We start from the raw sequence: 13858 nt of genomic DNA, 5'->3' as shown, positions 1-13858 counted from the left end.
TGGAGAAACAGACATTGGGTCTAATTGCGGCATATTTGAAAAATCAAAAAAGTAGCGAGGATGATGCTAGTTTTCTTGAAACTCGAGTTCAGCCTCAACGTTCCAATTCTCTGAGCTCCTGCCAACATGCTTAAGTCGAATCCAGAGCAAGCAGAAATTTTGGACTCGATGTCCCCTGCAACAGCTCTGTGGAATTTTCTGTGGCAATGGAATTTCTATATCTGAAGTCCACAACTTGATCACTAATGCCGTCACCGTCAAAAAAACCGACGGCAAAAATTGATTTAGACATTCAGCGCCTTTGGCGCTTTCGAACTCTCTACCCACTTCAGAAATTGGCGCACGGTTTTGGCGATGAGAAATATGGAAAATCCCTATTTGCGTTGCAATTTTTTGGACACGATACGAACAAAACCGGTGGCTCGAAACCGCTCAGTAATCCCACAAAATTTCCGGAACAGTTGCAATAATTGAGGTCTCCACTGAAAATGACCCAATAGTTTGATGCTTTTAGTTGATTCTTTTTCGGAGTTTGCACTTAGGAGTTTACCTATGTCGTTTCGCATTATTTGTTGTTTTTTGGTCGCAATTTCGGTTCCACTTTCGGCATCTGCGCAGCTTTTTGGAGGGCCGCTCGACGAGGCGCTTCTGGTTGGGCGAGACGAGACAACCTTCCCCCCGGCTGACGAAGACTACTTTGCCGAGATGGATAACGGCATTGCGCTGACGCCGGATGAAATCAAGGGCCGGAACATGTGGATGGTCTGGACCGGCGGCAATGATCTGCTTTGGGATACCCTGACCAACGACACGTTCGGGCAGTTCGATCTGCTCAAAACCCTGTCATCTCATCCCAGTCTTCCCGCGCAGCGCAGCAACCGGTTCGAGCAGCTGGGCCTGATCAACGAACCCTGCTTTGACGAAGCGACCGGCCCTGTCGAAGATCGCCACGGGCTCTGGCTGGATGTGCGCCAGTCCGATTGCGCCCCCGACCCCTTCGCCAATGCCGAGAAATATCCCGGCGTCGAAATCGGTGCGCGGGGCCGCAACATGCCGGTCTGGTCCTATTATGGCGAACCTACCGGAGTACTTGGGCTGCGCCTGTTCCCCAACCCCGAATTTGACCGGCGCGCTGAACGTCGGTGGGATCCCGAACGCTATTACAACGATCCAGATTACTACAACGACGATGATCTTGTACGCCCCTATCGTGTTGGTATGTCTTGCGCTTTCTGCCACGTGGGTCCAAGTCCGATTGACCCGCCGGAGGATCCCGAAAATCCCGCCATGAACAATCTGAACGCCACGGTGGGCGCGCAGTATTTCTGGTTTGACCGGGTCTTTGCATGGCAGCCCGATGAACGCCAATACATGGTCCAGCTGATCCACACCGCCCGCCCCGGCACCATCGACACCTCACTGGTATCGCCGGACTACATCAACAACCCGCGTACGATGAACGCGATCTACCTGCTTGAGGAACGGCTGGCCGTCGCCCGGCGCTTTGGCGAGGAACGCCTGCAGGGCGGCGAACGCGACAACAAGCAGTTTCAGGACTACATCGGTGAAGGCCCGCTGACCGAGTTTTTCGAGGAGCCAGACCTCAGCTTCAGCCCACGCGTCCTGAAGGATGGGGCAGATTCCGTTGGTGCGCTCGGGGCGCTGAACCGCGTCTATCTGAATATTGGTCTCTTCAGTGAAGAGTGGACCCGGCATTTCAACCCGATCGTCGGCGGCAAGGACATCACGCCGATCAAGATCGAGACTGCGCAGAAAAACTCCGCCTACTGGCGCGCAACCGAAGATCAGTCGCCCCTGACGGCGCTCTATTTCCTCAAGGCCGGACGTCCCGATCTGCTGAAGGACGCTCCGGGCGGCGAGGCGCATCTGACCGAAGATGAGACCCAGGTAGATCAGGGCAAATCCGTTTTTGCAGAAAACTGCGCCGGGTGCCACTCATCGAAATTGCCGGAAAGCGCTTATGAGGCGATGCCCGGCGGCTGCTCTGGCGCGGGCTACCTGGAGTGCTTTCAGAGGTATCGCGAGCTGGTAAAGACAGACACATTCAAAGCTGAAATGCTTGATATCGTGAAGGCGGATGATTTCCTTGATGGCAACTACCTGTCGAACGAGTTTCGCATTCCGGTGACCCTGCTTGAGACCAATGCCTGCAGCCCCCTGGCGACCAATGCGATCCAGGGCAACATCTGGGACGATTTCTCCTCCGCCACCTACAAGGCCCTGCCATCAGTCGGAAAGATCAAGGTGCATCACCCGAAAACCGGCGAGGAATATGATTACGAGATGCCCGCAGGCGGTCGCGGCTATACCCGCGTGCCCTCCCTCATCAGCCTTTGGTCCACCGCGCCCTACCTGCTGAACAACACGGTCGGGTATTACAATCAGGACCCCTCGGTCGAAGGTCGCATGGCCGCGTTCGAGGATGGTATCGAGAAAATGCTCTGGCCCGAAAAGCGTCTGAAGGATTCAGTTTTGGGCGATAAGGTGCCGGGCGTCATCGACCGGACGACCGAGCAGAGCTACCTGATCATCCCGAAAGGCTTCCAGCCAGATGTCCTGGTGAAGCTTCTTTCGCCCCTGCGCGACGACCTGCCGTGGCTGTTCACGCCGGATGGCGATATCGAACTTGGCCCGATCCCGGCGGGCACCGCGATCGGATTGCTGGCAAACCTCAACCTCCGGCTGGACCAGGCGGATCTGCTTGAGCGCATCGAACATGATTTTGAGCTCGCCAAACTGGTGATCAAGATCAAACGGGACCTCAACGCACTTCCCGATAATGCCAGCGACGAACAGGCGCGCGCGATCTTCGCCGATCTGGTGGAGCCGCTTCTGGAACTCAGCAAATGCCCCGACTACGTCGTCAATCGCGGGCATTATTTCGGCACCAAACTCGAGGACGCTGACAAGCGTGCGCTGATCGCCTTTCTCAAACGCTTCTGAGGAGCGGGACGGTGACGCCCACCTATGACTATATTGTCGTCGGCTCCGGGGCCGGCGGCGGGACGCTGGCCGCGCGCCTGGCCGAGGAAGGCATGCGGGTGCTGCTGCTGGAGGCCGGGGGGGATCCGCGCACCCTCAAAGGCAGCGTGCGCGACATGGGCGACGCGCAAAACCGCCTGCCAGCCGATTATGACGTCCCGGCCTTCCACCCGTTCGCGACCGAGAACGCGGCGCTGCGTTGGGACTATTTTGTGCGGCACTACAAAGATGCCGACACGCAGGCGCGCAACCCCAAGGCTGGCCCCGAGGGTGTTCTTTATCCGCGCGCGGGCACGCTGGGCGGCTGCACCGCCCACAATGCGATGATTTTCGTCTATCCGCATCACTCAGACTGGCAGCATATAGCGGAGCTTACAGGCGACGATGGCTGGTCCCCCAAGGCCATGCACGAGGTATTTCAAAAACTCGAAAACTGCCATCACCGGCCCATGCAGCGGACCTTGAATATGGTCGGCATTGACCGGACCGGCCACGGGTATGACGGCTGGCTTTCGACCGAAAAGGCCATCCCGCGCGCGGCACTCCGGGATGACGAGATCATGGAGGTGGTGCGCAAATCCCTACGCGAGATGCTAAGCTCAGGCGGCGATGTGCTTCGGCGGTTGCGATGGTTCGCCAACAGCGCCGCCGACCCCAACGACCGCGACCGGATCGACGATGACGCGGACGGGATGGTCTACACGCCACTGACCACGCGGGATGGCGTGCGCACCGGGTCACGCGAACGGGTGCTGGATGTGGCGCGGCGATACCCGGACCGGCTGACAATCGAGCTGGACGCATTGGCCACCAGGGTAATTCTGGACAGCGACAACCGCGCCACCGGCGTCGAATACCTGAAGGGCGCGCGTCTCTATCGCGCCCATGCCGACCCCGGCGCCGCGCCCGGCGAGCCCCGACAGGCCGATGCCGCGCAAGAGGTCATTCTGGCGGGCGGCGCCTTCAACACGCCGCAACTGCTGATGCTCTCGGGCATCGGCGATCCCGAGGCGCTCACCCCCCACGGGCTCACGCCCAAGGTGTCCCTGCCCGGCGTCGGCCGCAATCTTCAGGACCGCTACGAGGTCACCGTGGTCAACCGGATGAATTTCGATAGCTGGGAAAGCATGGCCGAGTGCCGCTACCAGGTGGACGACCCGTTGTGGCAGACATGGAAGAAAACCGGCGACGGGCTTTATGCCACCAACGGTGCGGCGCTTGCGGTGATCCGGCGCTCATCCGCCGCGCAGCCCCTGCCCGATCTCTTCTGCATGGCGCTTCTGGGCAAGTTCAGGGGCTATTACCCCGGCTATGCCGCCGATCTCGCCAGTAGCCGGAACCATCTGAGCTGGGCTATCCTCAAGGCCCATACGCTGAACCGGGCGGGACGGGTCCGGCTGGCCTCGGCCGATCCGCGCGACAGGCCCGTCATCGAGTTCAACTATTTTGCCGAAGGCGGCGACGAGGATCTGTCCGCCGTTGTCGAAGGCGTCAAATTCGTTCGAAAGCTCTGCGAACCGCTGCACGAACGCGGACGCATCGCCGCCGAGGAGATCCCCGGACCGCAAGTCCGGACCGACGCGCAGATCGCCGATTTCGTGCGCGACAATTGCTGGGGCCACCATGCGTCCTGTTCGTGCCCCATCGGTCCCCCGGATCAGGGCGGCGTTCTCGACAGCCGCCTGCGGGTGCACGGCACCACCGGCCTGCGCATCGCCGACGCCTCAGTCTTCCCGAAAATTCCCGGATTTTTCATCGCGTCCGCCGTCTACATGATCGGCGAAAAAGCCGCCGACATGGTGCTTCAGGATGCACATTCTCAACCGCAAAGTGAGGGCAAGTTATATGGCACATAGTATTGAATCCCTGATGGACATGGAGCAGGACGCACTGGACGAGCTTTTCTCCAGTGTCGAGGCCGGGCCGATCCCCGATGGCGAGGCTGAAGGCACGGCGATCATCGCACCGGGTACCTCTTTCACTCCGCTGATTTCGCGCTTCATCAACGCCTTTGCCTGGCAAGGGAAGGTCTTCGACAGCGACAAGGGTGTGCTGAAAAACCGCATCCTGCCCTTTGGCCTAAACGCCATTCTCGCCAAGGTCTACAAGGACAAAAGCTGGCTCGATGGCAAGGAATGCATCGTGCTCGATTATTCCGATACCTCGATCGTCGCACAGTGGATCCGCGATGAAATCCGCCAGATCGGCCCCGGCATGTATCTGGGCAAGGTTTACTGGGACGACACAAGGCTGATTGACTTCGCCCTGGATTTCAACGCAGAAACCTGAGCTACCAGATGACACAGCAGGACACATTCTTCATTCTCGCGCCGGTCACTGAAGACCGCGCCGAAGACCTGCTGTCTCTGCTCGCCAGCATGACGCTGGAACCCGGTCTGGCCGATCCGCAAAACGAACTGGTACCCTTTGGCCGGTTTGACCAGTTGCACGTGGCACGGTTTTTCCTGGTCAAGGCGAATACATGGCAGGACATCGAAGCCTATGGCAACGACCCCGAACCATATCCGCTGCACCTTGCGTTTCTGGGCGATGTCGATGGCGACCGGCAGTCGTTTCTGAAAGAGCTGGTGGCAAGATGCGGCGACGAGCTGACCAGTATATTCAGCCATTGCGACGGCGGGGCCGAGGGTGGCGATCTTCTGCGATGGATGGAGGCGCATAATGTCGAGGAAGCCGCCAATTACGTAAACACCCGCGGGCGCACCGTGCGGCAGATCCATGAAGAAGCCGCACTTGCGTCGGCATTGCAGACCGAACTGGCGAACGTGGTGAAGGCGCACGGCTCAGCCGACCCCTTCAAGATCCACGAACGGCTGGTCGAATTCGTAGACCGCCAAAGGGCCGAAGGGTCACTTCATCTTACTGCGCCCGAACGTCCCGGCCTGCTGCAACGGCTTGCCAACTGGTTTGATCTCATCTCCGTGCCGCTGGTCCTGTTGCTGATCTCCCCTCTCGTCCTTCTGGCCCTGCCGTTCTTTCTGCTGCGCCTGCGCCTGCTGGAACGCACCGACCCGGAAATCCTCCCGCGTCCGGGCGACGCCCATATTGCCGAACTGGGCCGTTACGAAGACCACGACGTGACCAATCCGTTCTCTGCCTTCGGCGACGTAAAGCCGGGCCTGTTCCGGCGGTTTGTCACCACGGTCGCGCTCTATCTGCTGAACTATTCCGCCCGGCATATCTACGGGCGCGGCTACCTGACCCGCGTGCAGACGATCCATTTCGCCCGCTGGGTCTTTGTCGACGGCAAGCGCCGGGTGATGTTCTGCAGCAATTACGACGGCGCGCTTGAAAGCTACATGGATGATTTTGTGAACAAGGTCGCCTGGGGCCTCAACCTCGTTTTCTCGAACGGAGTCGGCTACCCCTCGACCCGCTTTCTGATCAAAGGCGGCGCCGAGCAGGAGGCTAAGTTCAAGCGCTACCTGCGCAATCGCCAACTGCCCACGCAGGTCTGGTACAAGGCCTATCCCGGCCTGACCGCGCGCGATCTGGCGCGCCACAGCGAAATCCGCAAGGGATTGGAAAGCCGCCCGGGCGGCGCCAAGGCCCTGCGCAACTGGTTATCGAAAATATGAGCACCACCCCCGCCATACCAACCGATCAGGTCAGCTTCGAAGACATGCAGGGGCTGATCCGCTTCGGCCACGGCGCCTTGACAGAGGCGGAATTTCTTCTGTGTCTGGTCAAGGATGCCAGCGCCGCGGGCGACTGGCTGAAGGACGCGCCAGTGACCTCTGCGGCGACGCAGGACAGCCCGCCGGACACCGCCCTGCAGGTGGCCTTCACGTCACAGGGCCTGGCGGCATGTGGCTTGCCGGAAGAGGCAATGTCAGGGTTCGCACAACCGTTCCTCTCGGGGATGACGGGCGAGGACAGCCGCTCCCGCAGGCTCGGCGATACCGGGGCAAACGCGCCGGAAAACTGGGGCTGGGACGCGGCAAACGCACATGTTCTCATCATGCTCTATGCCCGCAAGGGCGGCTTAAAAGCGTGGAAGGACGCGGTCCTGAACGCAGCCTTCAACGCCGCCTTCACCGAGGTTCAGAGCTTTCCCACCCGCCCGAACGAAGGGTTCGAACCCTTCGGCTTCAGAGACGGCATCTCAGAACCGAAGATTGACTGGAAAAACGCGCATCCGCCGTCAAAGCACGGGCGCGAGGATTACAGCAACCTGATCTCGCCCGGCGAAGTCATCCTCGGTCATCGCAACGAATACAACGCACGCTCTGCCTCGCCCAAACTGGATGCGACCACGCCAAACAGCGATGTTCTGGCCGACGCGCCGGACAAGCCGGGCCTCCGCGATCTTGGGCGCAACGGCAGTTACCTGGTGTTCCGCCAGCTTGCCCAGGACGTGCCCGGCTTCTGGCGCTACATGGACAGCGCCACCGGCGGCGATCCCGCGAGCCGCGAGGCGCTTGCCGCCAGCATGGTCGGCCGCGAGATGGATGGCACGCCCCTGATCCACAATCGCCGCGATATCGAGGGATCGCCTCGCCAGAACGACTTCACCTACGAAGATGACATCAACGGCGTGTCCTGCCCGCTCGGAGCGCATATCCGCCGCGCCAATCCCCGCACGGGTGATCATCCGCATCAGCTCGAAGGCCGGATCGGCTGGCTGCTAAGCACATTGGGGTTCCGGAGACGGCGTGACAAGCTGCCGGGGCGGCATGACCTTGTAGCCTCGACACGGTTTCACCGGCTGGTCCGGCGCGGGCGCGTCTATGGCCCCAAGATGACGCCGGAGGATGCGCTGAAGAAGGGTGGCAAACCCGGCGAGCGCGGGCTCTTGTTCATCTGCCTCTGCGTCGATCTGGTGCGCCAGTTTGAATTCGTCCAGAACGCCTGGATGGCATCGCCCAAGTTCAACGGGCTGACCGGCGAGGCTGATCCGCTGATCGGCGGACGCGCCCAGATGAGCGGCGTGGCAAGCGACGGCTTCTCGATCCAGAAAGCCGACGGCATCGAGGAGCGTCACCCGAACCTGCCGCAATTCGTGACCGTGAAGGGCGGCGGGTATTTCTTCCTGCCCGGCTTGCGCGCTTTGCAATTCATCGCCCGTCACGGCAGCTAGGAGCCCCGCATGCGTTCGATCCTCATCCCGATCCGCCGCCTGATCCACCGCGCAACCCAGGTTGGGCTACATATCGAACGCCGGCTGGAGCCGTTCTTTCGCCGCCGCCTCAACGCGCTGGTCCGCGCACCGCTGGCACGGCTGATCCAGCGGCTCAAGAACCGCAAGCGCGAGGATCTGGGGCTGGCGCTTGCGGAAGAAAAGATCTTCGACTGGGAGGAAGAGGCGCTGCAGACCATCATCGACGAGATGCGCGAGCAGATGAACCTGCATTTCCAGCCCGGCGCCTATGAACGCGGCGGCAACACCAAGACCCACGGGTTGCTCAAGGCCACTTTCACGGTGCTGCCCGGCCTGCCGGATCACCTGCGGCACGGGGTTTTTGCCACCGAACGCGACTACCCCGCCTATGTCCGCTATGCCGGTCCCGGCCCCGACGTCCCCGAGGATATCCGCGACGTCGGGTTCGGCTCGATGTCGGTCAAGCTCATGAACGTGCCGGGGCCGAAACTGATGGACGAGGAAAAATTCACCCAGGACTGGCCCGCCGTCGTAACCCCCACTTTCGTCACGCCGGACGCCCGCGAAAACGCCAAGCTGCAATACTGGAGCACGGTTGACGAACCGCTCTGGTATTTTCTCAACCCGTTCGACAGCCATGTGCTCGATATGCTGATGCAGGGTCTTTGGAACGAGACACAATATAATCCGCTGGGCCATCGCTACTATAGCTGCGTGCCCTATCTGATGGGCGAAGGCCAGGCGATGCTCTATTCCTACGCGCCGCGCACCGAAGTGCCGATGGATATCCCCGGCGTGCCCTTCGGCCGCGTGCCCCCTAACTACCTACGCGACAACATGGCCCGAACACTGCGCGAAAAGCCGGTCGAATTCGACATGGTCGTGCAGATCCAGACCGATCCCCACCTGATGCCTCTGGAGGATGCGTCCGTACTCTGGCCCGAGAAACTTTCGCCTTGGGTTCCCGTCGCACGCATTCACATTCCCATGCAGGATTTTGAACGGCCTGCTCAAATGGCCTTCGCTCGAAACATGCGGATCAACCCCTGGCATTCCTTGCCCGAGCACAGGCCTCTGGGCAATCAAAGCCGCGCACGCAGGCGTATGTATCAAGAATTGGCGCAGTTTCGGCAGCACATGAACAAGGCGACGCATATCGAGCCGACCGGAGATGAGCAGTTTGAGTGAGTAAATGTAAGTTTCAAAAACAATTCTGATATTTTCCAACGGAACTGGCTAAGTGGGTGGCTTAAGGCCAAGTCAAAGTCTCTCGAGCGATTTCAAGGTAAATTGAGCCTCCGTATTTGAATGGGTCCACCGTTAAGATTAGGAAACGGAGGATACAGAATGGCAAACACGCGATTAAAGCCGGAAGAGATTGTCGCTAAGTTACGGCAAGTTGAAGTATTGACCGGACCAGGAATACCTCATCTTCCGCGGATATCTTTATCGACCCTCTCTGCCGTCGCTTTGTGTTTCCCGGATTTCATTCTCATCTCCACTCTCTGATGGTTACGATGAGTCTGAAATCCTCCTCTACGCAATCAACCTATTCAGTTCCATGGGTGCTGATGTCAGACAGGGTAGCCAAGGCATAGCCAATCAAGAACGTTGGTTTTTCTGCGCAGAAATTCGATGTTGGAGTAACGGCACTACTCATACAGCAACGAAGTATTCGGGCGGCGGCAATGACCGCCGCCCTTTCTTTCTTATCAAGCGGTGTAGGTTGTCGAACTTTCCGTGTACCGATCGTAAAGCGATGCTCAAAGAATGAAGTTTTCCTCTGAAAGGGTAAAGCTCGTATCCGACAACACTTCAATCTCGACGCTTCCGCATTTGTCGTTCGTGAAGCGGATGGTGGCCGTCATGTCAGAAGTCTGGTCAATGTCGATATCATTGAACCCGTTGACGTAGTTGGCTCGAGACAGGTCGATCAAGTCACTGCCGCCTTCCCAATCGACGATCGTGCCGCCCCGTGACGTGCCATAGAAGCCGAAAACATCGCTTCCATCGCCACCAATCATCAGATCACGGCCGGAGTCTGAAATCAGAATGTCGTCATCGTCACCGCCATTCATCGTGTCGTTACCCCAACCGCCTTCCAGCCAGTCATTGCCAGCACCGCCCAACAGGATGTCACGACCACCTTCGCCAAAGACAAAGTCGCCGCCGTCACCGCCAAGTATCACGTCATTGCCGTTGCGACCGTGGATATTGTCGCGCGACGAGGTTCCGTTAAGCGTTTCTGACGCCTCGGTGCCAATCAGAACCTCAGGCGCGCCTGTTATCGGCTCGAATATGTCGATCCCGTCGAAAACACCGGCGGCCTGAACCTTGACGTCGTCGGCGGTAACTTTATCGCCATAGATTTTCAGGGTCCCAAGTGGGTCCTCGTCATGGGCGCCGCCGCCATCTCCCTGCTGCGAACGGATCGAGATCAGAGAGAAATCGCCAAGATCGTCGTCGCCATAGCTGATGCCTGCAATTTCAACCGTATGCCCGCGCAACACGATCTGGTCGCCGTCCTGCCTGGAGAAATCCATCAGGATGTCATCGCCAATCCCTTCAACCCAATGATCATGTACGGCGTCATTTTCACCGGCGACCTTGCGCCAGTTGATGGAACCGTCGTCGCGGGTGTGACGCGCCAGTACAGCCTCTGTTGCATTCAGGAGCATGTTGAAGGTGAACACATCCTTGCCCTGCCCACCCGAGATCACATCCGTTGTCAATGCGGGGTCAACCGGCGGGTTAATGCGGCCGTTTGCACCTTGGGTCTGAGCCGGGTCGGGCTCACCCGCGTCGGCGTAGACCCGGATATCATCGCGACCGGCACCGGCGGCAACCGTCTGCGCGCCGGACCCGATTTCGATCAGGTCGCGGGTTTTTATGCCCGGCGGAGCCGTGACGATGGTGTCGCCATGGGTGGACGATGCGAATTCCTGCACGCCACCATTATAGCCCGCAAGCTTGTCGGCCTGGGCCAACATATCCACACCATCAAAGACACCGGCGGCCTGGATCTCGATATCCTCTTTGGTGATCTTGTCGCCATAGACCTTGATGGTTCCCAACGGGTCTTCGTCATGGGCACCGGTTGCCGTGTTGGCGCCGCCCGCACCGCCATCACCCTGCTGGCTGATCATTCGGATCAACGAATAATCGCCATCCTCGTCCGAGCCATAGGTGATGTCGGCGATTTCAACGGTGTGACCGCGCACCACGATCTGATCGCCTTCTTCCTTGGAAAAATCGGTGATGATGTCATCGCCAAAGCCTTCGACCCAGTGGTCATGCACATTGTCGTTTTCACCGGCAACCGCGCGCCAGTTTATGTGGCCCGTGGCGTTCGTGTGCTGGGCGATCACCTCTGCCGAGGCGTTGAGAAGTGCCCGAAATTCGAAGCGATCCCCGCCGCTGCCGCCGGTGAACACGTCATTGGCTGCACCGTCTGGAATCGGTACATTCCGGCGCCCGCCCGCACCATCAGTTTGCGCCGGGTTGGGTTCTCCGGCATCACCGTATGAGATCAGCCGGTCATTTCGGGCCCCGCCGTTCACGGTTTGTGATCCGCTGCCAGCCACGATCTGATCGGCCTTGTCCGTGCCGTCAAATGTCAGGCTGATGGTTTCGGGATTATCCGCACCCCATTTCGGCTGGGTGACAATCCGTTCCGGCGTGTTTGCCGGGGATTCAGTTTCCTTGGCGGCGATCTCGTCGATCTGATCGACGCCGTAAAAAACCTTGGCTTTCACAACAATGTCGTCTTCGGTGACCTTGTCGCCATAGACCTTGATTGACCCCAGAGGGTCTTCGTCATGCGCGCCGCCTCCGTCGCCCTGCTGCGAGCGCAGCGTGATCAGGGAATAATCGCCGCCATCGTCGCTGGCATAGGTGATCGAGGCGATTTCCACGGTGTGACCGCGAATGTCGATCTTGTCACCATCCTGGTTGGAGAAATCGAGGATCGTGTCATTTCCGATCCCTTCGACCCAATGGTCATGCACATTGTCGTTCTCGCCCGCAACTTTGCGCCAGTTCACGGACCCGTCGCTGCGTGTGTGTTTCGCGAGGATGTCGTCCTTTGCATTCAGAAATAACCGATAGGCAAAAACGTCTTTGCCCTGACCGCCCGCCACAACGTCATCTGCCGCGCCGTCCGGAACAGGGGCGTTTACCCGTCCGGTCGCGCCGTCGGTCTGCGCCGGATCGGGCTCACCGCCATCCGAGTAACTGTAAATCCGGTCGTTCCCGCCGCCCGTGTCAACGGTTTGCCGACCATCGCCGATATGCACAATATCGCGCTGGCGATAGAGTGACCCATCATAATTGGTCCCGTCCGTGTTGCTGTAGACTTCCTGTGTGATCCTGCCGTCAATGCCGCTCAGCGCGGCGTCAACATTATAAAGCCGGTCGATTCCGTCATTTGTGTTGATCACTTCAACATCTTCGACCTCGACCTTATCCCCATAGACCATGATCTGGCCGAGAGGGTCTTCGTCATGCGCGCCCGTGGCGGTGTTCGCACCGCCTGCACCACCATTTCCCTGCTGGCTGATAATCGTTATCAGCGAGAACGCGCCGTTTTCATCCGAACCATAAGTTATGGAAGACAGGGTTGCGGTGTGGCCTTTGACGACAATCTGATCGCCCTCGGCTTTCGAGTAATCCGTGATCGTGTCCAAACCGAAACCATTGACCCAATGGTCATGGACATTGTCATTTTCCCCCGCGACCTTCGCCCAATTGGTTCGCCCGGCAGAGTTGGTGTGTTCCGCGATCACCTCCTCTTTGGCATCGATCAGCGCATGAAATTCGAACCGGTCTCCGCCGCGACCGCCTGTAAGTGTGTCGTTAGCGCTGCCGTCCGGGACAGGAGGCGTAACCCGGCCTTCCGAGCCGTCCGTCTGCGCCGGATCCGGTTCGCCACCATCCGCAAAGGAGATGATCCTGTCATTCCCATCGCCCATATTCACATTCTGAGCGCCGCTTCCAATCGCAACAATATCCCAGTGCTTGGTACCCCGAATTTGTTCATTCATCATCTTGTCTCCCGTTCAGGCCACTAACCGGACGGCAACTCGTACGTTGCGTCCTAGCGCGGCGTTGGCGGCAAGTTCAGGTAACGGGTATGGCAAAAATTGGGCGTCGCTGTGCCCGGTTTTGACCACATTTGCGCAAAATACAGAGCAGTTTCGGCACAGCTCCTACCCTTAAAATCTTTACTAGCGCGTTGGTTAATATGCCTAAATAACTTTCCAGGTACGTGCTCTTCATCAATGGTTAGGTATACCCAGCCGCAACTATACCTTCGGCGGAAATTCTCCTATATTCCCTCCACTCTCAACCTCGCACAGATACAATCATTTTCCCACGATAAGGACTGTTGCGGATTGCCGGATAAACAGTGGAACAGATCGCCGCGCCTTTGTGCCCAAAACTGACAAGATTCGGCTTCCTATCGCCAGCGTGTGACGCACCATCAAACAAAACTTAGATGGCCAAACTCAAAGCAACATAAGACAGCCCTGGTATTGCGGGCATTCGTAAGTTGCGCAGCATTGGTCGCTATGGGGCTCGCTGGCTACTTTGGAGCAATCGCAGCGTCGCGTGCAAATCTCGCTTCCAAGCCAAAAAAGGACGGCCGATACCTGCCGTTCACCGGAGCAGTTGATGCTGCTATGCAGCCTTCCGCAAGCGGACATTACTCGGTCCTTTGTTCCAACTTGATCA

General features: G+C 58.8%; 7 protein-coding genes. 6 read left to right on the top strand and 1 reads right to left on the bottom strand.

The genetic code is table 11. The features are described from left to right. The first annotated feature begins 552 nt into the window (after positions 1-552). Genes LC334_RS18275 through LC334_RS18250 form a run of 6 tightly spaced genes read left to right on the top strand, consistent with a single transcriptional unit; the run spans position 553 to position 9313 of the window. Positions 553-2964 (top strand): hypothetical protein, encoded by a 2412-nt coding sequence (locus tag LC334_RS18275; RefSeq protein ID WP_085801832.1) that lies wholly within the window; start codon positions 553-555, stop codon positions 2962-2964. Between the two features lie 11 nt (positions 2965-2975). Then, a complete protein-coding gene (locus LC334_RS18270) occupies positions 2976-4859 on the top strand; it encodes a GMC family oxidoreductase (protein WP_085801831.1) in 1884 nt (627 codons plus the stop codon). Then, a complete protein-coding gene (locus tag LC334_RS18265) occupies positions 4849-5292 on the top strand; it encodes a hypothetical protein (RefSeq protein ID WP_085801830.1) in 444 nt (147 codons plus the stop codon). The genes LC334_RS18270 and LC334_RS18265 overlap by 11 nt, the downstream gene beginning before the upstream one ends. A gap of 8 nt (positions 5293-5300) precedes the next feature. Then, positions 5301-6602 carry a hypothetical protein gene (locus LC334_RS18260; protein WP_085801829.1) on the top strand — a complete coding sequence of 434 codons (1302 nt, stop codon included), beginning with the start codon at positions 5301-5303 and terminating at the stop codon, positions 6600-6602. Continuing rightward, positions 6599-8104, top strand: a complete 1506-nt coding sequence (locus LC334_RS18255; RefSeq protein ID WP_085801828.1) for a Dyp-type peroxidase — start codon at positions 6599-6601, stop codon at positions 8102-8104. The genes LC334_RS18260 and LC334_RS18255 overlap by 4 nt, the downstream gene beginning before the upstream one ends. Before the next feature lie 9 nt (positions 8105-8113). After that, positions 8114-9313, top strand: coding sequence for a catalase family protein (locus tag LC334_RS18250; RefSeq protein ID WP_085801827.1), 1200 nt, complete (start codon positions 8114-8116; stop codon positions 9311-9313). Positions 9314-9888: 575 nt separating this feature from the next. Here LC334_RS18250 and LC334_RS18245 read toward each other — a convergent pair. Next, on the bottom strand, positions 9889-13167 hold the full coding sequence (locus tag LC334_RS18245) for a calcium-binding protein (RefSeq protein ID WP_085801897.1): 3279 nt from the start codon (positions 13165-13167) through the stop codon (positions 9889-9891). Positions 13168-13858 lie beyond the last annotated feature (691 nt).

It is taken from the genome of Roseovarius aestuarii (assembly GCF_019966515.1).
Lineage (GTDB): Bacteria > Pseudomonadota > Alphaproteobacteria > Rhodobacterales > Rhodobacteraceae > Roseovarius > Roseovarius aestuarii.
Note: the sequence above shows the minus strand (reverse complement) of the source record. Positions and strands in the feature narration are given on the sequence as shown.